The organism is Telluria sp. LT2P34 (assembly GCF_059685915.1).
Window position 1 is genome coordinate 277,348 of record NZ_JCASIN010000004.1, and the last position, 21,857, is coordinate 299,204.

Annotated in this window: 16 protein-coding genes; 8 read left to right on the plus strand and 8 right to left on the minus strand. The window is 65.3% G+C overall.

All coding sequences use genetic code 11. The annotated features are described in order from the left end of the window. Positions 1-19: 19 nt before the first annotated feature. From hemE to AC56KZ_RS13850, 3 genes are all read left to right on the plus strand, one after another. Positions 20-1,108: a uroporphyrinogen decarboxylase gene (hemE, locus tag AC56KZ_RS13840; protein WP_497162753.1), complete on the plus strand. Its 1,089-nt coding sequence runs from the start codon at positions 20-22 to the stop codon at positions 1,106-1,108. 582 nt (positions 1,109-1,690) lie between these two features. Beyond that, a complete protein-coding gene (locus AC56KZ_RS13845; RefSeq protein WP_497162754.1) occupies positions 1,691-3,712 on the plus strand; it encodes a primosomal protein N' in 2,022 nt (673 codons plus the stop codon). 88 nt (positions 3,713-3,800) lie between these two features. After that, positions 3,801-4,619, plus strand: a complete 819-nt coding sequence (locus AC56KZ_RS13850) for a hypothetical protein (RefSeq protein WP_497162755.1) — start codon at positions 3,801-3,803, stop codon at positions 4,617-4,619. Here AC56KZ_RS13850 and AC56KZ_RS13855 read toward each other — a convergent pair. The 3 genes from AC56KZ_RS13855 to AC56KZ_RS13865 are packed head-to-tail and all read right to left on the minus strand — an operon-like array spanning position 4,600 to position 10,504. Further along, on the minus strand, positions 4,600-6,042 hold the full coding sequence (locus tag AC56KZ_RS13855) for an efflux transporter outer membrane subunit (protein WP_497162756.1): 1,443 nt from the start codon (positions 6,040-6,042) through the stop codon (positions 4,600-4,602). The genes AC56KZ_RS13850 and AC56KZ_RS13855 overlap by 20 nt on opposite strands. After that, positions 6,039-9,326, minus strand: coding sequence for an efflux RND transporter permease subunit (locus AC56KZ_RS13860; protein WP_497162757.1), 3,288 nt, complete (start codon positions 9,324-9,326; stop codon positions 6,039-6,041). Before AC56KZ_RS13860 ends, AC56KZ_RS13855 begins: the two co-directional genes overlap by 4 nt. 8 nt (positions 9,327-9,334) lie before the next feature. Next, on the minus strand, positions 9,335-10,504 hold the full coding sequence (locus AC56KZ_RS13865) for an efflux RND transporter periplasmic adaptor subunit (RefSeq protein ID WP_497162758.1): 1,170 nt from the start codon (positions 10,502-10,504) through the stop codon (positions 9,335-9,337). 313 nt (positions 10,505-10,817) lie between these two features. On the opposite strand from AC56KZ_RS13865, the gene AC56KZ_RS13870 reads away from it, so the two are divergent. Continuing rightward, positions 10,818-12,272 carry a dihydrolipoyl dehydrogenase gene (locus AC56KZ_RS13870; RefSeq protein ID WP_497162759.1) on the plus strand — a complete coding sequence of 485 codons (1,455 nt, stop codon included), beginning with the start codon at positions 10,818-10,820 and terminating at the stop codon, positions 12,270-12,272. Between the two features lie 6 nt (positions 12,273-12,278). Here AC56KZ_RS13870 and AC56KZ_RS13875 read toward each other — a convergent pair whose 3' ends face one another. The 3 genes from AC56KZ_RS13875 to modA are packed head-to-tail and all read right to left on the minus strand — an operon-like array spanning position 12,279 to position 14,278. Then, the gene (locus AC56KZ_RS13875) at positions 12,279-12,764 is read right to left on the minus strand and encodes an SRPBCC family protein (protein WP_497162760.1); all 486 of its coding nucleotides are present in this window, start codon (positions 12,762-12,764) and stop codon (positions 12,279-12,281) included. Positions 12,765-12,788: 24 nt separating this feature from the next. Continuing rightward, positions 12,789-13,487: a molybdate ABC transporter permease subunit gene (gene modB, locus AC56KZ_RS13880; RefSeq protein ID WP_497162761.1), complete on the minus strand. Its 699-nt coding sequence runs from the start codon at positions 13,485-13,487 to the stop codon at positions 12,789-12,791. Continuing rightward, on the minus strand, positions 13,484-14,278 hold the full coding sequence (gene modA / locus AC56KZ_RS13885; protein ID WP_497162762.1) for a molybdate ABC transporter substrate-binding protein: 795 nt from the start codon (positions 14,276-14,278) through the stop codon (positions 13,484-13,486). Before modA ends, modB begins: the two co-directional genes overlap by 4 nt. Before the next feature lie 69 nt (positions 14,279-14,347). On the opposite strand from modA, the gene AC56KZ_RS13890 reads away from it, so the two are divergent. From AC56KZ_RS13890 to AC56KZ_RS13900, 3 genes are all read left to right on the plus strand, one after another. Then, the gene (locus tag AC56KZ_RS13890; RefSeq protein ID WP_497162763.1) at positions 14,348-16,429 is read left to right on the plus strand and encodes a UvrD-helicase domain-containing protein; all 2,082 of its coding nucleotides are present in this window, start codon (positions 14,348-14,350) and stop codon (positions 16,427-16,429) included. Between the two features lie 14 nt (positions 16,430-16,443). Continuing rightward, a complete protein-coding gene (locus AC56KZ_RS13895; RefSeq protein ID WP_497162764.1) occupies positions 16,444-16,662 on the plus strand; it encodes a SlyX family protein in 219 nt (72 codons plus the stop codon). Between the two features lie 62 nt (positions 16,663-16,724). Then, a complete protein-coding gene (locus AC56KZ_RS13900; protein WP_497162765.1) occupies positions 16,725-19,463 on the plus strand; it encodes a hybrid sensor histidine kinase/response regulator in 2,739 nt (912 codons plus the stop codon). Here AC56KZ_RS13900 and AC56KZ_RS13905 read toward each other — a convergent pair whose 3' ends face one another. Beyond that, positions 19,464-20,750: an FAD-dependent oxidoreductase gene (locus tag AC56KZ_RS13905; protein WP_497162766.1), complete on the minus strand. Its 1,287-nt coding sequence runs from the start codon at positions 20,748-20,750 to the stop codon at positions 19,464-19,466. It lies immediately after the preceding gene. A gap of 190 nt (positions 20,751-20,940) precedes the next feature. Here AC56KZ_RS13905 and AC56KZ_RS13910 point away from each other — a divergent pair, with 190 nt between their 5' ends. After that, on the plus strand, positions 20,941-21,090 hold the full coding sequence (locus AC56KZ_RS13910) for a lmo0937 family membrane protein (RefSeq protein ID WP_497162767.1): 150 nt from the start codon (positions 20,941-20,943) through the stop codon (positions 21,088-21,090). A 221-nt stretch (positions 21,091-21,311) separates the two neighbouring features. On the opposite strand, the gene AC56KZ_RS13915 is transcribed toward AC56KZ_RS13910, so the two are convergent. Beyond that, positions 21,312-21,833 (minus strand): PEP-CTERM sorting domain-containing protein, encoded by a 522-nt coding sequence (locus AC56KZ_RS13915; RefSeq protein ID WP_497162768.1) that lies wholly within the window; start codon positions 21,831-21,833, stop codon positions 21,312-21,314. Positions 21,834-21,857 lie beyond the last annotated feature (24 nt).

Here is a 21,857-nt window from a genome sequence, read left to right on the forward strand (position 1 = left end):
GCAGCCACTATTGCCAGCCATGCCACAATTTGCCCCGCTCAAGAACGATACTTTCCTGCGCGCGCTGCTGCGCCAGCCGACCGAGTACACACCGGTGTGGCTGATGCGGCAGGCGGGGCGTTACCTGCCGGAGTACCGCGCCACGCGCGCCCGCGCCGGTTCCTTCCTGGGCCTGGCCAAGAACCCGGACTATGCCACCGAAGTGACGCTGCAGCCGCTCGACCGCTTCGCGCTCGATGCCTCGATCCTGTTCTCCGACATCCTGACCGTGCCCGATGCGATGGGCCTGGGCCTGTACTTCGCCGATGGCGAAGGTCCGAAGTTCGAGCGCCCGCTGCGCACGGAAGCGGAGGTCATGGCGCTGCAGGTGCCCGACATGGACTCGCTCGACTATGTGTTCAAAGCCGTCACCCAGATCCGCACCGAGATCAATGGCCGCGTACCGCTGATCGGCTTTTCCGGCAGCCCGTGGACCCTGGCCTGCTACATGGTCGAGGGACAAGGCTCGCGTGAATTCCACACCATCAAGAAGATGCTGTACGCGCGCCCGGACCTGATGCACCGCATCCTCGACATCAACGCGACCGCCGTCGCCCAGTACCTGAACGCGCAGATCGACGCCGGCGCCCAGGCGGTGATGATCTTCGATTCCTGGGGCGGTGCGCTGGCCGATGGCGCCTACCAGGAATTCTCGCTGCGCTACATGGAGCGGGTCCTGGCCCAGCTGAAGCGCGAAAAAGACGGCGTGCGCATCCCGGCCATCGTGTTCACCAAGGGCGGCGGCATCTGGCTCGACGAAATGGCGAATTGCGGCGCCGATGCGCTCGGCCTGGACTGGACCGTGAACCTGGGCCGCGCCCGCGCGCTGGTGGGGGACCGTGTCGCCTTGCAGGGCAACCTCGATCCGGCCATCCTGTTCGCGGCCCCCGAGCAGATTCGCGCCGAAGTCGAGCGCTCGCTCGCTGCCTACGGGACGCCATCGAACGGTTCCGGCCACGTGTTCAACCTCGGCCACGGCATTTCGCAATTCACTCCGCCGGAGTCGGTGACGGCGATGGTGGAAGCAGTGCACAACTTCAGCCGCCGCCAGCGCGCCGGCGGCGCCTGAAAATGCATTCCCTCAGCGCCGGTCCGGCAAGCGCAGGCCTGGCGCTGAACCGCTTTGACAGCATTCGCACTGCACAAAAATCACACTTGTTCACATGTTGTAAAACTATGGTTTTTCAGCCTGTGCTCATGAACAGTATTCCTGCGAACTTGCTAAGCCATTGAATACATTCGATTTAATCTGGCTTATGCAGGATAAATAACCGTCTGGCAGCAAGTTTTACGTCACAGAAATGATAGCTTGTTCACCTTTGTTCACAAAGTTATCAACAGGCTGGACAGGTCATCAGTAAAATCTCCTGCACCGACAAGCACTTACCGTATGCATCGGAGATAATTGTTTAAATCTTCACAGCGGTCGGCTATTTACAGCAAGCAAAAACACAGTTATACACAATCGTTGCAGTTCAGGAAGCTAGTTACTGTGGACTACTTTGATGGTGCTAAGTCATTGAATTTGCGTGATTTATTTTTCCCCAGTTTTCATGGGAAGAGGGCGGATTTGACTTAACGTAAACTTCTGCATGGGTCAAGCGCTTCATTCTCCACAAAGTTGTCCACAGCCTCGGGTATAAGGTCAAGATTGTCGTACTGCATTCTTCAAATCGCGCTCGACACGCCGCTCAATAGCGTTTTCGACTACGGCTGGCCGCACGAAGCCGATGCTGCACCGCAGGTGGGCCAGCTGGCATTGGTCAGTTTCGGGCGCCGCGAGGTCGTCGGCCTGATCGTCGCCATTGCCGCCGACAGCGACGTCCCCGCCGACAAACTGAAAAACGCGATCGCCGTGCGCAGCCAGCTGCCGCCTTTGCTGCCGCAATGGCTGGCGCTGGCGAGCTTCGCGGCCGACTATTACCAGCGTCCGCTGGGCGAGGTGGCGCTGCCCGGCCTGCCGAAAAACCTGCGCCTGCCAACCACCGTCGCCCTCGACCGCGCATTGAAAAAAATGGCGAAGCTGGCGCCGCCCGGCGACCCGGCGCCGCTCGGCATGCCGCCCCTGAACCCTGAACAGCAAGCGGCGGCCGACGCCATCGGCGGCGCCGTCGGCTTCACGCCGGCGCTGCTCTACGGCGTTACCGGCAGCGGCAAGACCGAGGTCTACCTGCAGGCCTGCGCCCAGGTGCTGGCGCGCGATCCGCAAGCGCAGATCCTGATCCTGGTCCCCGAGATCAACCTGACGCCCCAGCTCGAGGGCAACATCCGCACGCGCTTCCCCGGCTTGCTGCTTGCTACCCTGCACAGCAGCCTGTCCGAAGGCGAACGCATGCTGCACTGGCTGGCCGCGCACCAGGGCCAGGCGCGCATCGTGCTGGGCACGCGCCTGGCGATCCTGGCCTCGCTACCGCACCTGCAGCTGATCGTCATCGACGAAGAACACGACCCTTCGTACAAGCAGCAGGAAGGCTTGCGCTATTCCGCGCGCGACCTGGCCGTCTGGCGGGCGCGCCAGCTGGCGATCCCGATCGTGCTGGGGTCGGCCACGCCGTCGCTGGAAAGCTGGCACCACGCCCAGACCGGCCGCTACGATCTGTTGCAGCTGCGCGAGCGCGCCGTGCGCGACGCCGTGCTGCCGACCGTGCGCGTGATCGACATGGAGCGCGACAAGCCGAAGGAAGGCCTGACCGCCGGCCTGATGGCGGCCCTGCGCCTGCGCCTGGACCGCGGCGAGCAGTCGCTGCTGTTCCTGAACCGGCGCGGCTATGCGCCCGTGATCACCTGCGAATCCTGCGGCTGGATCAGCAACTGCACCCGCTGCACCTCGTTCATGGTGCTGCACAAGCCCGAACACCGGCTGCGCTGCCACCACTGCAGCCTGGAGCTGCGCATCCCGCGCCACTGCCCGACTTGCGGCAACGTCGACCTGCAACCGCTCGGACGCGGCACCCAGCGCTTCGAGGAAGGCTTGTCCGCGATGTTCCCCGAGGCGCGCATCCTGCGCATCGACGCCGACTCGACCCGCAAAAAGGGCAGCGCCCAGGAAGCCTTCGACACCGTCCACCGCGGCGAGGTCGACATCCTGATCGGCACCCAGATGGTCGCCAAGGGCCACGATTTCAAGAAGCTGACCCTGGTCGGCATCCTGAATCCGGACACCGCCTTGTTCTCGCAGGACTATCGGGCCAGCGAGCGCCTGTTCGCGCAGTTGATGCAGGTGGCGGGCAGGGCGGGGCGCGCCGGGCTGGCTTCGGAAGTCCTGATCCAGACCCGCTATGCCGCGCATCCGCTGTATTCGGCCGTGGTGCGCCACGACTACGACCGCTTCGCCATGAACCTGCTCGAAGAGCGCCACCAGGCCGCGCTGCCGCCCTACATGTACCAGGCGCTGCTGCGCGCGGAAGCGCCGGAGCTGGCGACCGCCATCGCCTTCCTCGAAGAAGCACGCGATATCAAGCTCGAGATGCGCCTGCCGAGCGAAGCGATCACCATCAACGATCCGATCCCGATGACGATGACGCGCGTGTACAACGTCGACCGCGCCCAGTTGCTGGTCGAATCGAACTCGCGCCCGGCGCTGCAGGCTTTTTTGAAAGAGTGGCTGGCCCTGCTGCGCGCGATGAAGTCGCGCGTGCGCTGGTCGCTGGAAGTGGATCCGCTCGATATCTGATCTTTTGCAAGTGTGAAGAATGGAGAGAATTCCCGTCCTGCGCTCTGCTAAAGTCCTGTCCTTACTTCACCCCACCCGAAGGCCTGCCGTGCGCGCATCGATGACCGCTTCCCTGCTCCTCCTGCTGGCGGCAGCGCCTGCGGCGTTTGCCGGCAGCCCTGCCGGCAACATGGCTGTCGGCGCCGTCCGCGCCAGCATCGCCGCCCGCGACTGCCCGACTGCCGTCAAGCGGCTCAACAGCGGCCTGGAAGACGCCTATCCGGCAATGTCCTTGCTGGCCGGATCGATGTACGAGAACGGCATCTGCGTCAAGCGCGACTGGGACCGTGCGGTGGGCTTCTACGTGCAGGCGCAGGACGCCGGTGAACTTGACGGGGCTGCGCGCCTGGCCGCCGGTTACGCGGATCCGGTCAACGGCCCGGACATGGCCGCAGCGCTCTGGTGGGCCGGGAAGTCGCGCAGGTTTGTGGTGCGGGCCTGCGCCGTGTCGAACGAAGCCGCCGCCGATCCCGGCCGCTTTGTCGCGGAACTGTCCGCCTGGCCAAAAGAGCGGCTCGCCTACTGCAATTATGTGGCCGGCGTCCTCTCGACCATGTCCTCCGAGGTGAAATACCCGGAACTGGCGCTTGGCCTCGGCATTGGCGGCGACGTCACGCTGCGCTTCCTCCCTGGTGTGCCGCGCATCGAGCTGCAGCGCGGCGCATCGCGCGAATACGAACTCCTGGGCAGGGCCAGGGCCGATAAGCTGCGCGCCCGCAAGACACAGGGGGCGGGCGACAGTTTCGCGGCCGCACTGGGCAGCGTGGCCGACCGCGCGCTGGCGCGCTATCCGCATCCGGCCGGGATTCCGGCCGATACCCTGATCCAGGTGCCCTACAGTTTCGAAGTCAACCAGACGGAGCGCTGAGCCCGGCCGGCGCGCCGGGGGCTATAAAGTCTCCGCCGAGCGCCTTGTACACCGCCACCAGGGTGGTGGCGGCGCCGGTCTGCGATTGCGCCAGGCGCTCGCGCGCGGCCAGCAGCTCGCGCTCGGCATCGAGCACCGTCAGGAAATCGGTGGACCCGACTGCGAAGCGCTCGCGTGCGATCAGCGCCGCCTGTTCCGACGCGCGCGCAGCGTCGAACAGCAGGCCGGCCTGGCGCTGGCTGCGGGTGTAGGCGGCCAGCGCGCCCTCGGTTTCCTCGAGCGCTGCCAGCACGGTGCGCTCGTAGGCGATCATGGCTGCTTCGTTGCGGGCGTCGGCGGCCGCGACCTGGGCCCGGATGCGGCCGAAGTCGAGCAGGTTCCAGGTCAGCTGCGCGCCCAGGTTGTAGACATACGAGGCGCCGTCGCCCAGGGCGCCCAGGCGCGACGCGTTCTGGCCGAGGGTGCCGCCCAGGATCACGCGCGGGAACAGCGCGCTGCGCGCCACGCCGGCCTGGGCCGCGGCGGCGGCGGCCTGGGCCTCGGCCGCCAGGATGTCGGGACGGCGCCGCAGCAGCGAGGCCGGCGAGCCGATTGCCGACAGGGCGAACGCCTGCAGCCCGGGCAGCGGCTGTTCAAGCGCCAGCGCGGCGTCGAGCGTGGACGGCGGCTGGCCGCACAGCACGGCGATGCGGTGCCTGGTGCGGATCAGGGACGCTTCCAGGGCCGGCACATTGGCCGCCGTCGACTGCACCAGTGCGCGGGCGCGCTCGGTGTCGAGCGCGGTGCCGCGGCCGGCGTCCAGGCGCGCCTCCACCAGGCGCAGCGCCTGCTGCTGGGTGTCGAGCGAGGCCAGCGCCACGCGCAGCTGCTGCTGCAGGCCGCGCAGTTCGAAGTAGTTGCGCGCCACTTCGGCCACCACGCTGACGCGCGCCGCGCGCACCGCCTCGGCGCCGGCGCGCACGCCGGCGCGGGCGGCGCGGCGGGCATCGCCCAGGCCGCCGAACAGGTCGGCTTCCCACAGCAGGTCAAGGTTGGCCGCGTAGTTGCTGCGGGTGGAAGTCAGCCCCAGGTCGTCCTGGGCACGTACCCGCGCGGCGCCCAGCGCCAGGCCGGCGCTGGGCAGCAGGTTGGCGTCGGCGCCGCGGCTGATGGCGCGCGCTTCGCGCAGGCTGGCCGCGGCGCTGCGCACATCGGTGTTGGCGGCGAGCGCGCGCCGCACCAGGTCGTCGAGCAGCGGATCGCGAAAGCCGTTCCAGAACGCGCCGACCGGTTCGGTCGACTGCGCGTCCTGCGGGGCATGCACGAAGCGCTCCTGGGCGGGGGGCGAAAACAGGGCCAGCCTGGGCGCCTGCGAACAGGCGGCCAGCGCCAGCGCGCCGAGCGTCACGGCGCCGGCGCGCCCGATGCGCAGGGACACGCTCATGCCTGCTCCCTGCCTGGTGCGGCATCGTCGATACCGGGGTGGAAAGGGTGGGCAGCGGCATCGATCTCGTGCCGCACGGCGGCGGCATGGGCGCGGTGCTTTTCGGTGCCGGCGCGCAGCAGCGAGTAAAACACCGGGGTCAGGAAAATGCCGAACAGGGTGACGCCGACCATGCCCGAGAAGACCGCGATGCCCATCGAACGGCGCATCTCGGCGCCGGCGCCGCTGCCGAGGATCAGCGGCAGCACCCCGGCGCAGAAGGCGATCGAGGTCATCAGGATCGGGCGCAGCCGCAGATGGCAGGCTTCGATGATGGCGTCGCGTATCGCCATGCCGCGCTCCTCGAGCTCCTTGGCGAATTCCACGATCAGGATCGCGTTCTTGCAGGCCAGGCCGACCAGCACCACCAGCGCCACCTGGGTGAACAGGTTCAGGTCGCCGGTCTGGTGGAAGGGCGGCAGGCTCGAGATCCGCACGCCCAGCAGCGCCGATAGGATGCACATCGGGACGATCATGATGATGGCCAGCGGCAGCGACCAGCTTTCGTACTGGGCTGTGAGCACCAGCACCACCAGCACCACCGACAGCAGCAGCACCGCCGCCAGGGTCGGCACTTCGACGCCCAGCCCCGGCAGCGTCACCGAGCGGGTCAGCCGGTCTTGGTAGCTGAGGTCGGTCCACTCGTAGGACATGCCGCGCGGCAGTGCGCGCACCAGCTGCTCGATCTCGGCTTCCGCTTCGCCGCTCGAAAAGCCGGCCTTGGGCGCGCCGTTGATGTCGGCCGCGGGAAAGCCGTTGTAGCGGGTGACCCGGGTCGGGCCGAAGGTGGGCGTCACCTGCATCACCGAGCCGAGCGGCACCATTTGTCCGGCGGCGTTGCGGGTCTCGAGGCGGGCGATGCTGTCGGCCTGGGAGCGGAACGGCGAGTCGGCCTGCACCACCACCTGGTAGGTCTTGCCGAAGCGGGTGAAGTCGTTCACGTACAGCGAGCCGAGGTTGATCTGCAAGGTATCGTAGATGGCCTGCAGCGGCACGCCCATCTGCTTGGCCTTGGTGCGGTCGACGTCGGCGAACAGCTGGGGAACGTTGATGTCGTACGTGGAGTACGGCGTGCCGATGGTGGAGTTCGGGTTGCCGTAGATGGGCCCGAGCAGGCCCCAGGCGGCGCCGTACAGCGCCTGCTCGCCCAGGCCGCCGCGGTCCTGGATCTGCAGCTTGAAGCCGCCGGCGCTGCCCAGGCCGTCCACGGCCGGAGGCGGAACGACGAACATGCGGGCGCCCTGGATGGCCTGGATCTCGCCGTTGACGCGCCCCAGGATGGCATCCTTCGACAGCGCAGCAGCCGTGCGCTGCTCGAACGGCGCCAGCCCGAAGAACACGATGCCTTCGTTCGGCGCGGCCGAGAAGCCGGCGATCGACAGGCCCGGGAAAGCGATCGAATCGACGATGCCGGGCACCTTCAGGGCGATGTCGGACATGTCGCGGATGACTTTTTCGGTGCGGGCCAGCGAGGCGCCGGCAGGCAGTTGGGCGATGCCGATCAGGTACTGCTTGTCCGGCGCCGGCACGAAGCCGGTCGGGGTGCGCGCAAACAGCAGGACGGTCAGGCCCGCCAGCACGACGTACACCAGCATGGCGCGCGACTTGTGCGCCAGCAGGGCGGTGACGCCGTTGCCATACTGCTTGCTGCGGCGCTGGAAGAAGCAGTTAAACCAGTGAAAGAAGCGGCCGAACAGCCGGTCCATCACCAGCATCACCTTGTCCTTCGGTGCGTCATGGGGACGCAGCAGCAACGCCGCCAGCGCCGGCGACAGGGTCAGCGAGTTGATCGCCGAGATCACCGTCGAGATGGCGATGGTGGCCGCGAACTGCTTGTAGAACTGGCCCGACAGGCCGGGCACGAAGGTCAGCGGAACGAACACGGCGCACAGCACCAGCGCGATCGCCACGATCGGTCCGCTGACTTCACGCATCGCTTTCACGGTGGCCTCGTGCGGCGTCAGGCCTTTCTGGATGTTGCGCTCCACGTTCTCGACCACCACGATGGCGTCGTCGACCACGATGCCGATCGCCAGCACCAGGCCGAACAGGGTCAGCGTATTGATCGAGTAGCCCAGCAACAGCAGCATGCCGAAGGTGCCGACGATCGAGACCGGCACTGCCAGCAGCGGGATCACCGAAGCGCGCCAGGTCTGCAGGAAGACGATCACCACCAGCACCACCAGGAGTACCGCCTCGACCAGGGTGCTGACCACTTTTTCGATCGAGGTCTGAACGAAACGGGTGGGGTCGTACACGATGTTGTAGGACACCCCTTTTGGGAAGGAAGCCCTGGCCTGCTCCATGGTGGCGCGCACGTCCTGCGACAGCTGCAGCGCGTTCGAGCCGGGCGACTGGAAGATGGCAATCGCCGCCGCCTCCTTGTTGTTGAGCAGGCTGCGCAGCGAATACGAGTTGGCGCTCATCTCGACCCGGCCGACGTCGCGCACGCGCACCACGGCGCCGGTGGCCGGGTCGCTGCGCACGATGACGTCGGCGAAATCCTCTTCGCGCGCCAGCCGTCCCTGGGCGTTGACCTGCAGCTGGAAATCGGTATCCTCAGGCGTCGGCGGCGAACCGACCACGCCGGCCGCGACCTGGGCGTTCTGCTCGCGCACGGCGCCAATCACGTCGGCCGCGGTCATGCCGCGCGCCGCCAGTGCCGGCGGGTTGAGCCAGATGCGCATGGCATAGTCGCCGGCGCCGAACAGGATCACCGAGCCCATGCCGGGCACGCGCAGCAGGTTGTCGCGCACGTTCAGGTTGGCGTAGTTGCGCAGGTAGAGCGCGTCGCGGCTGTTGTCCGGGCTGACCATGTGCACCACCATGGTCAGGTTGGGGGCCTGCTTCTCGGTCGTCACGCCGATCTGGCGCACGATGTCGGGCAGGCGCGGCAGGGCGCGGTTGATGCGGTTCTGCACCGCCGTTTCCGCGTCCTCGGGCACCGTGCCGACGCGGAAGGTGACGGTCAGGGTCATGCTGCCGTCGGCGGTTGCCTGGCTTTCGAAGTACAGCATGTTCTGCAGGCCGTTGATCTGCTCTTCGAGCGGCGCCGCGACCGTTTCCGAAATCACGCGCGGATTGGCGCCCGGGAACTGGGCGCGCACCACGACCTGGGGCGGCGCCACTTCGGGATACTCCGAGATCGGGAGCTGGAAGATCGCCAGCAGGCCGGTCAGGAAAATGAAGGCCGACAGGACCGTGGCGAAGCGCGGGCGGTCGATGAAAAAGCGCGAGATGTCCATCGGCGCTCCTAGTTCCTGGCCACGGCGGGCGCGGCGGGCGCGGACGGCGGCAGTGGCCGGCCCTGGGCGTCGATGTTCACCACCTGCGGCGTGACGGGCGCGCCGGGGAAGGCGCGCAGCAAACCGTCGACGATCACCATCTCGCCCGGATTAACGCCGGTCACCGCGCGCATGCCGTCGAACACGGCGCCGGTCCTGACTTCGCGCTGCTCGACGATGTTGTTCTTCCCCACCACCAGCACGACCTTGCGCGTCTGGTCGGTGCTGATGGCGCGGTCCGGGACCAGCCTGGCCACATAGTTGCCGCTGCCGACCAGCTTGATGCGTGCGAACAGGCCCGGAGTAAACAGGCCGTCGCGGTTGTCGAACACGGCGCGGCCGCGGATCGACGCGGTATTCGGATTCAAGCGGTTGTCGACAAAGTCCATCTTGCCCGCGTGCGGATAGCCTTCCTCGTTGGCCAGGCCCAGCCGCACCAGGTTGGGCGTCTCGCGCGACGAAGGGCGGGTGCCCTCGCGCGCGGCGCGCATGTATTTCAGGTAGACCGCTTCGCTGGCGTCGAAATAGGCGTACACCTTGTCGCTTGACACCACCGTGGTCAGGACCGGATCGGCCACGCCCACCAGGTTGCCTGCGGTTACGTTGGCGCGCGAGGTGCGGCCGGAAACCGGCGCCGTGATGCGCGAGAATTCCAGGTTCAGCCGGGCCTGCGCGAGTGCCGCCTCGGCCGCCCTGGCATTCGAGGCGGCGGTATGGAGCGCCGAGCGCAGCTGGTCGATTTCCTGGGCACTGACACCCTTGATGGCCACCAGCTTTTCGGCGCGCGCCAGTTCGCTGCGGTTCAGCTCGACCTGGGTGCGGGCCGCTGCGCGCTGCGCATCGGCGCGCGCCACGTCGGCCGCGAAGGTGCGTGGATCGACCGTGAACAGCGGATCGCCGCGCTTGACCAGCTGTCCTTCCCGGAAATGCACCTTGGTGAGCATGCCGGCCACGCGCGAGCGCACCTCGACCGTATCGGGCGCTTCCAGCCTGGCCGTGAACTCGTCGAATTCCTGCACCTCGCGCTGGACCACCGGCGCCACCGATACCGCCGGCGGCGGGGCGGTCTCCGGGGCGTTCGCTGCGCCGCGGCCGCATCCGGATAAAACGGGGAGCAGTGCGGCAAGCACAAGGAGCATTGACCGGCCTGGCGTTCTCGAAAGCGACGGGAATGGCATGACAGCTCCTTAAAACGTCCTGCAGCAAGCGCAAGCGGTAGCGCGGCGCCGGTCAAGGCAAGGCGCTACCCGAAATAAGAGAGGCAACTAGTCCACAGGCAAGACCGGCTGGTCTTTGACTGTAAATACATGTCGGACTAGTCTGGCGCGAATATGGTCAAATGTCAGCAAAAATATGCAGATTTCATATTCCGAAATTCTGGCTGCTGGCCAGTTGCCGGCCAGCTTCGGAAAAATCGCGTATTGTTCCGTCATGAATCCGCTGGAGAGAGTGATGAACAAATTAACAGTCGACGTCGCCGTCATCGGCACCGGCACCGCCGGGATGTCGGCCTACCGCGCCGCCGTCGCCCAGGGCGCGCGCACGGTCGTCATCGAAAGCGGACCCTACGGCACTACCTGCGCCCGCGTCGGCTGCATGCCGAGCAAGCTCCTGATCGCCGCCGCCGACGCCGCCCATATGCTCGACCTGGCGCCAGGCTTCGGTGTGCATCCGGGCGAAAAGCGCATCGACGGCCGCGCCGTGATGGAGCGCGTGCGGCGTGAGCGCGACCGTTTTGTCGGCTTTGTCCTGGAAAGCGTCGAGGGTTTTCCGGAAACGGACCGCATCCGTGGCCGCGCCCGCTTTACCGGCCCGCATACCTTGCGCATCGACGAGCATACCGAGATCGAAGCGGCCCGCATCGTGATCGCCACCGGTTCCTCCCCGGTGGTGTTGCCGCAGCTGCAAAACGTCGGCCCCGGCATCGTCACCAGCGACGACGTGTTTTACTGGGACGATCTACCGCGTTCGGTGGCCGTGATCGGCACCGGCGTGATCGGGCTGGAACTGGGGCAGGCGCTCAGTCGCCTGGGCGTGCGCGTGAGCCTGTTCGCGCGCGGCGGCAGCGTCGCCCAGCTGAGCGACCCCGAGGTGCTGCTCGCGGCCAGGCGCACCCTGAGCGAGGAGCTCGACCTGCGCTTCCAGACCGAAGTCGTGCGCGCAGAACAGCAATGTAAGGGCGAGCAGGGCGACGAGGTCCTGCTGACGACGCGCGACGCGCTCGGCAAGGAAACGAGCGAGCGCTTCCAGTATGTGCTGGTGGCCACCGGGCGCAGGCCGAACGTGGACGGCCTGGGGCTGGAGGAAACCGGCGTTCAATTGCAGGAGAACGGGGTGCCCGCCTTCGACAGCCGCACCATGCAGTGCGGCAGCAGCCACATTTTTATCGCGGGCGACGCCAACAACGAGCTGCCACTGCTGGCCGAGGCGGCCGACCACGGCAAGATCGCCGGCGACAATGCGGGGCGCTATCCGGACGTGCGGCCGGGCCTGCGCCGCACGATGCTGGGAGTCGCCTTCACCGAGCCGAACATCGCCACGCTCGGTAAAAGCTACCGCGACCTGTGCGAAGGCGGCCGGCCGAAGTTCGCGATCGGCAAGGTATCGTTCGAGAACCAGGGCCGCAGCCGGGTGATGTTGCAGAACAAGGGCATGCTGCGCGTGTACGCCGAGTACGGCAGCTGCCGTTTCCTCGGCGCCGAGATGATCGCGCCGCGCGGCGAGCACATCGCCCACCTGCTGGCCTGGGCCGTGCAAGCGCACCTGACGGTGCCGCAGATGCTGGACATGCCCTTCTACCATCCGGTGATCGAAGAAGGCGTACGCACCGCGCTGCGCGACCTGGCGCACGACCTGGCGAAAGGGGACAGCCAGACCGATGCGGCCGATTCGGAGCCGGGAACTTAGTTCAACTCAGTTCAAATAACTCGCATCCAGTTTCCCCTGCTCGGCCATCTGGCGCACGATGCGCACGGTGTCGATATCGGCTTCCTGGTAGGCCGACTTCTTGAATTCTTCGTACATCTTGTTGGCGGAATCGGTCGCTTCGGCCATGCGGTCGTCGTAGCAGAAACGCACGAACAGCTGGAACTCGTCGGGCGCTTCGATCTTCATGCTCAGGCTCGAGGCGCTGATATCTCCCTGGGCCGGGACGTCGAAACGCACTTCCTGCAGCGGGGTCAGCACGACCGTGTCTTCGATGACCAGGTCGCCGTAGCGCAGGGTGCGCTTGAAGACGCCGCTGTCGCGTTCGCCGATGGTGCACTCGTCCAGGTGGGGGATGAACAGCTTCGGCGCTTCGGCGCGCACCACCAGGCCGCGCCAGAGCTGCTCGCGCGTGATCGTGTGCAGCAACGGGTTGAGCGGGTCGTTAATTTCGATCAGGTGTTCAAATATCATTGGTTCTCGTACTCGTAAAATGTTCTAGTTCGACAGCAGGATCGCGTTCTGCCTGCGCTGTAAAAATGCAATACCGATCAGGATGGCGAAGGAAATCGCCAGCAATACCAATGCATATGCGTGCGCCGCGCCGTAATTCAACTTCTGTGCTTCATCATAAAGGGCGATCGAGGCCACCCGTGTCTGCCCCGGGATGTTCCCGCCCAGCATCAATACGACCCCGAACTCGCCCATCGTGTGCGCAAAGCTGAGCGACACGCCCGTCAGGATGCCGTGTTTTGACAGCGGCATGACGATCGCCCAGAAGGTTTGCCGCCTGGTCAATCCCAGCGCCAGCGCCGACTGCACCAGCTCGCGCCCGACGCCGCGAAACGCGGCCTGGAAGGGCTGTACCGCAAACGGCAGGCTGTAGAGCACGGAACCGGCCACCAGCCCGGCAAAGGAAAACGGCAGCGGGTGGCCGAACACATTCATCCAGGCCGCCCCGACCGGCTGCTGCGGCGCCATCAGCATCAGCAAATAAAAGCCGATCACGGTGGGCGGCAGCACGATCGGCAGGCTGACCAGGGTTTCGACAAAAATGATGCCGCGCATCTTGCTGTTGTTCAGCCAGTTGGCCAGCGGGATGCCGATGATCAGCAGCACGATCGAGGTCACGGCGGCCAGGCGCAGGGTCAGGCCGATGGCGTCCCATAGCTCGGCCGGGAACTGCCAGTCGATCATCGGGCCGCGCCCATGGACGGTGCCGGGGGCAGCTCAAAACCATGACGCGCCAGGATCGCCCGGGCTTCGTTCGACGCCAGGAAGCGCAGGAAGCGCGCCGCATGCGGGTGATCCGCCCCGGCTTTGGTGACGATGGCGCCCTGTTCGATCGGCGCCAGCTTGTCGTGCGCAAGCAGCGCATGGCGGCCGACGCCTTTCAGTTTTGTCGCGTGCAGCGTCGAGTACGACACGATGCCGAGCTGGGCGTTGCCGGTCTGGACGAATTGCGCGGTCTGGGCGATGTTTTCGCCGACCACCAGTTTCGGCTGCACCGCCGCCCACAGCCCGTCGCGTTCGAGTGCGGCTTTGGCGGCGCGGCCATACGGCGCCGTGACCGGGTTGGCGATCGCCACGCGCAGCACCCGCTCGTCGCGTACCAGTGCAGCCAATCCGCGCGCCGGGTCGATCCGCGGGTCAGTCGACCAGAGGGCGATGCGGCCAATCGCGTACGGGCTCAAGGTGGCGCCGTCGGCCGCGCCGAGCCTGGCGAGCTGGCGCGGGTAATCCATGTCGGCGGACAAAAATACGCCGAAGGGCGCACCGTTGCGAATTTGTGCAAAAAAGTTGCCAGACGCACCAAGCGACACCTTGAGCTCGACATCGGGCGCCGTTTTCCGGTACGCGCCGACGAGTTCGTCGATACAATAGCCCAGATCGCTGGCAGCAGCGACCAGCAGGGGGCGTGCGGCGGCAGGCAAGGTCAAGGTGCATGCCAGCGTCCATGCCAGCAGCAAAACAAGCAATTTTTTCATGCTGAACATTGTAGCGCGCAGCCCGAGGGGCTTCGCTACAATGCTCGGCTGTCTTCAAGAATATTTCCCATGTCCACAGCACCAAAGTTCGGCCTGAACGGGCCGCAAAGCGAAGCCGTGCTCTACCTCGACGGCCCTTGCCTGGTGCTGGCCGGCGCCGGCTCGGGCAAGACGCGGGTGATCACGCAAAAGATCGCCTACATGATCGAGGAACGCGGCTACGATCCGCGCACCATCGCCGCGCTGACGTTTACCAACAAGGCGGCGCTCGAGATGCAGGAGCGCATCGCCAAATTGCTGAAACAGCCCAAGCAGGCCAAGCAATTGACCGTTTCCACCTTCCACTCCCTGGGCGTGAAAATCCTGCGCCAGGACGCGGCCGGCGTCGGTTTGAAGGACCGCTTTTCGATCATGGACAGCGACGACTGCTACACCATCGTGTCCGACCTTGGCCTGACGACCGACAAGCAGGAAATCCGCCGCATCCAGAACGCCATTTCGCTGTGGAAGAACGGCCTGGTCGACCCGGAAGACGCCATCAAAGCCGCGAAAGACGAGGACGAGGCCCAGGCCGGCCGCATCTACCGCAGCTATGTGGCAACCCTGGCCGCTTACCAGGCAGTCGACTTCGACGATTTGATCCGCCTGCCGGTTGAACTGTTCCGCAACAACGAGTCGATCCGCGACCGCTGGCAAAGAAAACTGCGCTACCTGCTGATGGACGAGTACCAGGACACGAATACCTGCCAGTACGAACTGGTCAAGCTCCTGGTGACGGGCATCGGCAAGAAGCCGATGTTCACCGCCGTCGGCGATGACGACCAGGCGATTTATGCCTGGCGCGGCGCTTCGGTCGAAAACCTGAAGACCCTGCAGACCGACTTTCCGGACCTGCGTCTCGTGAAACTCGAGCAGAACTACCGCTCGACCACGCGCATCCTGCAGGCGGCCAATGCGGTCATCGGCAACAACCCGAAGATCTTTGAAAAGGCGCTGTGGTCGGAACACGGCCTGGGCGAGCCGATCAAGGTGCTGGGCATGCAGAGCGACGAGCAGGAAGCCGACCAGGTGGCGATGATGATTTCGTCGGACCACTTCCAGCGCAAGAACAAGTGGGCGGATTTCGCGATCCTGTACCGGGGTAATCACCAGGCGCGCATCATCGAGCAGGCGCTGCGCAAGGAGCGCATTCCGTACACGATTTCCGGCGGCCAGAGCTTTTTCGACAAGGCCGAAATCAAGGACATCATCGCCTACCTGCGCCTGATCGCCAACGAGGGCGACGACCCGGCCTTCATTCGCGCCGTCACCACGCCGAAACGCGGGGTCGGCATGAACACCCTCGAAGCGCTGGGGGAATTTTCCAAGCAGTGGAATTGCTCGCTGTTCGAGGCGGCGCTGAAAGGCGGCATCGAGGCAAAGCTGCAGGATCGCCAGTTGCATCCGCTGCGCGATTTCTGCCACTTCATCAATGAACTCGAGTCGCGCGCCAGCCGTCCGGGGCCGTCCGGGAGCGGACAGAATGCGGCCGATCTGCTCGACGACATGATGAAGGAAATGAACTACGAGCACTACCTGTACGAAAACTTCGACGACCGCGCGGCCCAGAGCAAGTGGCAGAACGTGATGGAGTTTATTAACTGGCTGAAGGAACGCGGCAACGGCGGGCGCGACGGCACCGGCGAAGAAAAGAACCTGCTGGAACTGACGCAGATGGTGGCGCTGATGTCGATGTTGGAAGGCAAGGACGAGGAGCAGGACGCGGTACGCATGTCGACCCTGCATGCCTCGAAAGGCCTGGAATATCCGCACGTCTACCTGGTCGGCGTGGAAGAGGGCATCCTGCCGCACAAGGGCGACGCCGACGACCCGATCGAAAAGATCGCGGCGCGCATCCAGGAAGAGCGGCGCCTGATGTACGTCGGCATCACGCGTGCCCAGCGCACGCTGCAGGTGACCTGGTGCAAGAAGAGGAAACGCGCGGGGGAACTGGTGCATTGCGACCCGTCGCGCTTCATCAAGGAAATGGCGCTCGACGAGGGCACGGCTGCGCCGATGGAGTCTGAAGTCATCACGCCGAAGGACCGCCTGGCCAGCCTGAAGGCTTTACTGAATACCCCGAAGCCGGACGTCGGCAAGCTGATGTCATAATGCCGGCCTCGTTCATGCAGGGAAACACCGTGGAACACGAAGACCGTTTTGTCGATATCGAAATCAAGCTGGCGCAGCAGGAAGACCTGGTCGATTCCCTGAACACGACCGTCTACCAGCAGGCGCGCCGCATCGACCAGCTCGAAACCATGGTGCACAAGCTGGCCGAGCACCTGCGCGGCCTGCAGGAAGCCGGGCAGAATCCGGGCAACGACCGGCCGCCGCATTATTGAAGGTTGATTCTTTTGATAACGCTCAGGTAGACTTCAATGCTCTTCCCTTGAGCGGTAGTCCCTTGGTCCCCACACACACATTTCCTGTCGCGCGCACGCCCGTCGCTCGCCACATCGCCGAGCATGACTGGGCGTCGACCACCCTCGGCCCAGTCGACGCATGGCCCGCAACCCTGCGCATGCTTGTCGACGTCATGCTCAGTTCGCCCACGCCAAAATTCCTGGTCTGGGGTCCCGACCTGAGCCTCCTGTATAACGACGCCTACCTTCCCATCCTGGGCGCCAAGCATCCGGCGGCGCTCGGCAAGCCGATGGCGCTGATCTGGGCCGAGGTCTGGCTGGACGTCCAGCCCCTGGTCGAACGCGCATGGAAGGGCGAGTCTTTCTTTCTCGAGAACGTGCCGTTCAAGCTGGAACGCGACGCCGGGCAAACCGCCTGGATCAGCTTTTCCTACACGCCCCTGCATGAAAATGGCGTGGTCAACGGGATTCTGTGCGACCTGTTCGAGACGACCCAGCGCATCATCGACGAACGCGCCCAGGCCGAAGAGAGCCGGCGCCTGCACATCCTGTTCAACGAGTCGCCAGGCATGGTCGCCGTGGTCCAGGGTCCCGAGCACGTGTTCGTGTCGGCGAATCGAAACTACCGCGCTTTCGCCGGTGACCGCGAGCTGGTCGGGCGCAAGGCACGCGAAGCCTTGCCCGAGTTCGTCGAACAAGGCTTGCTTGAACTCCTGGACCAGGTATATCGAACCGGCGAAGTGTTTACGGGGGAGGCGGTCCCCGTCAGCGTCGACGGCGGCCCAGGCAAGCCTGCGCGGCATTACTTCATCAGTTTCGTGTATCAGCCCATCCGCAACGAAGCCGGTGATATCCAGGGCATCTTCGCCGAGGGTTTCGATGTCACCAGCCTGGTCCAGAGCAAACGCGCGCTCGAGGAAAGCGAACTCAGACTGCAGCAGCTGGCCAATACGATTCCCCAGCTGGCCTGGATGGCGAACGCGGACGGGCATATCACCTGGTACAACGACCGCTGGTATGAATATACCGGCACCGTCGAGCGCGACATGGCGGGCTGGGGATGGCAGGCCGTGCATCATCCGGCTGTCCTGCCCGGTGTGCTGAGGCTGTGGACGCAATCGCTGGAGCTCGGCAGCCCCTTCGAAATGACGTTTCCAATCAAGGGCAAGGACGGCAGTTACAAACCTTTCCTGACCATGGTGGCGCCATTGAAGAATGCGAATGGCGAGATCATGCAGTGGTTCGGGACGAATACCGATGTGTCGTCGCTGCACGCGATCAGGGAAGCCCTGCACAAAACCGAGCAATGGCTGGCCGATGGCCTGGCGGCAGGGCGCATGGTGGTCTGGGAATGGGACCTGCACACAGGCCATGCCAAGTATTCCGATAACTCGATGGAGGTGCTCGGCTATTCCACGGGCGATGCATCCGAGGGCTGGGCCTCGGTGCATCCGGATGATGTCCAGAAGCTGAAAGAGGCCGTGGATCGCGCCATCGCCGACCGTGCCGAATTCAGCCTGCTGACGCGGCGCGTCCGGCCCGACGATGGCCGTTCGATCTGGATCGAGTCCAAGGGCAGGGTGATATGCGACGAGGCCGGCAATGCAAGCTCGGTGCGCGGAATCATGGTCGACCAGACCACTCGCATGAATGCCGAGCACGAGTTGACCGAAGCGAACCGGCGCAAGGACGAATTCCTGGCCATGCTCGCCCATGAACTGCGCAACCCGCTGGCGCCGATCAGCACGGCCGCGCAGCTGCTGCTGCTGCCGAACAGCAGCAGCGTGCAAGTGGCGCGGGCCGGCGAAATCATCGTCCGGCAAGTGCGTCACATGACCGAACTGGTGGACGACCTGCTGGACGTGTCGCGTGTCACGCGCGGCCTGGTCCAGCTCGAGCGGGAAGCGATCGACCTGAAGACCGTGCTGGCCGCAGCCGTCGAGCAAGCCAGGCCCCTGATCGAATCGCGCAGCCATGTCCTCAATACTCGCGCGGCGGCAGCGTCGGCCTGGGTCAATGGCGACCGCACGCGGCTGATCCAGGTGGTCTCGAACCTGCTGAATAACGCGGCCAAATACACGCCGCAGCATGGCTTGATCTCGGTGGCGATCGAGGTCGGTCCGGGCCAGGCCATCATCTCGGTGTCGGACAATGGCAGCGGCATCGATCCGGCGCTGCTGCCGCATATCTTCGATTTGTTCAGCCAGGCCGAACGCACGCCGGACCGGTCGCAGGGCGGCCTGGGCCTGGGCCTGGCGCTGGTCAAAAGTATCGTCACCCTGCACGGGGGCACGGTCCAGGCAAGCAGCGCCGGATCGGGGAAAGGGACGACGGTGACGGTTGGCCTGCCCTTGTCGTCACCAGCGTCCCCTGTCGTCGACGCGGCAGGCGAGGCGCAGGCAACGGCGCACCGCTCCCTGAACGTCGTGATCGTCGACGACAATGAGGATGCGGCCGAGCTGCTGGCGGCACTCATGCGCGCCTGCGGGCATGTGGCGACCGTGTATTTCGATGCGCAGGCAGCGCTGGCGGCGCTCGCTGCATCGACGCTTGCCACCGACGTGTTTATCCTGGATATCGGGCTGCCCATCATCGATGGACATGAACTCGCCAGGCAACTGCGTCATTTGCCGGGCCATGCCTCGGCCTTGATGATTGCCCTGACCGGTTACGGTCAAGCGCACGATAAAATCCTGAGCAAGGCTGCCGGTTTCGACCATCACCTGGTCAAGCCGGTCGAGATAACGCAACTACAAGGGATACTCGGGTCGATCGCCTGATCAGGCAGCGAGCATGCCACCGAGCCGCTTGCCCAGGCACAGCAGGGTCAGGGTCGGCGGCAAGCCCCAGGGCTCGGGAATCACCGACGCATCGCACACGTACAGACCCGGCGTGCTCGTCTGCAAATCGGCGTCGACCCCGGCGCCGATGCGCACGCTGCCGCCCGGATGCGCCGCGAAATGCCAGGATTTGAAGAGGTGATGGGCGCCGGCCTCGCGCAGGATCGCCCTGGCCAGCTGGACGCCGCGCGCCAGCTTGCTGCGGTCGCTCGCCTGCAAGGATTTGTCGGCCCAGCGCGGGCCCACCTTGCCGCCGATCTCGTCGCGGATCTTGACCATCATCGACAGGGTGCGGCGGTGCGCGAACAGGCGGTCGACCCGGCCGACCTGCGCCGCAAAGGCCGCGTACATCGGCTGCGGCAAGGTCAGGTCGGCCAGCGCGATGCCCTCGTCGTGCAGCGAGAGCCCGCCCGCCATCGGCACCTCGGCCCCGCCATCGAGTTGGTCCACGCTGCCCATCACGGCGACCACCGGATCGCTGAAGAAGGAAGCGTGGCGCGGCCCCAGGCCTGAGCTGTACAGCAGGCGCGGGCTGCCCAGGCCGCCGCCAGCCAGCACCACCAGCGGCGCCGCTACGGTACGCAGCTTGCCGCCGGCTTCCAGTTCGACGCCGGCGGCGCGCCCGTCTTTCACCAGCACCCGCAGCACGCGCGCCCGGTCGGCCAGCTGCGCACCCAGCCGGCAAGCCTCGTCCAGGAAATCGCGCGCGGTCCACTTGGCGCCGAAGGGGCAGCCGTAGACGCAGCGCCAGCAGCCGCTGCGGCAGGCCTCGGGCCGGATCATCTTGTCGAGCTTTTGCCAGTCGAGTCCCATGGCGCGCGCCGCCGTCATCATGCGCGCGGCCATCGGCCCGATCAGGCTGTCGGGCAGGGGCGCCATCGGCAGTTCGGCGCGCAAGGCGGCCAGGGCCGGCGCCAGGTCGATGCCGTAGCGGTCGAACATGGCCTGCGGCGGCGGCGCGGCAGTGGCAAAATTGATGGCCGAGCTGCCGCCGGCGGTGATGCCGGCCACCAGCAGCGACGCGTCGCGATGGAAAAAGGCGCCCTTGCCGGGGGCGGCGGCAATCGCCGCCATCTGGCTGAGGGTGCCTTGCAAGGGTTCGGCGCCGCCCTGTTCCAGCACCAGCACCCGCATGCCGGACCTGGCCAGCTCGCGCGCCACGCTGGCGCCGCCCGGGCCGCTGCCGACAACGATGGCGTCATATGAAGGGCGCAAGAGGGGGAGCATGGAGGGTAGGCAGAGGAGAGACGCCCATGCTAGCACGTGCATGGCGCTAAAAAATTATTACAAAAACAAGTGTTCCGTTCGGCAACGCACCGATGGCCCTCTATTTCAGGAGCAAGATGGTTTCCATGGACAGGCCGGGAACACTAGGTCTTTCCCTGCAGTCCGGCCCAACCTCATTAGAAAGCTCATCATGCTATATACCATCGCTATTATCCTCGTCATCCTGTGGCTGCTCGGTATGGTCACCTCCTTCTCGGCAGGCGGACTGATTCACATCCTGCTGGTCATCGCCGTCGTCGTCATCCTGATCCGCGTGATCAGCGGACGCAAAGTACTTTAAGCAGCAACTCCATCCAGACTTCCTGTCTGGATAGCGGGCGGTCCTGGTAAATCCGACGCTTCCGTAGGGAAGCATCGGATTCAAAGCCAGGCTGCTCTGCATCATTTCAGTTCCAATCCGCAGCACCGGCCGCAAGCCATCCGTGACATCGAACGGACAGATGCCTGCATGGTCTTCTTCCACAAATACATTACCCGCGTAAGCTGCTGCCGGCGCTGTCCTTACGATTGGCGGGGGCGACGACGACGCAGAGCTGCGAAGCCGGCGGCACCTGCGAACAGCAGGGCGATGCTGCCTGGCTCAGGCACTTCGGCGGCCTGCGCCCTCACTGAGCCGGAGACCACGAACCGGAAGGGGTTGCAGTTATTGCATTCCAGGCTGCTGCTCAGGTCAAGCGCGCGGGTGCCACCTGCATTGCTCAGTTCTTGGGTGAATGCCAGCTTGAAATAGCGAACGATTTCAGACGGGAAAAAAATGATGTAATTCGAATCGAAGCCGTTGGTTGCCACCAGGCTGTTGGCTGCGGTGTAGGTAAAGGCAGGGATCGCGCCTGCCATGGTGGTGATGTTGATGGCATCGCCAAACTTGGTGTCGGCGTCGTACACGAACGACCCGGTCGCGGCCGTGCCGTCCGAGAAGCGCACATCCACCAGGTCATACGTGATCGGAATCGCCTGCGCCGGCAGGGCGGCGAACAGGCTTGCACCAGCGAGAACGACAGCCGACATGAAACGGTTTTTCACATTATTTCCTTTTAATTTTGGATA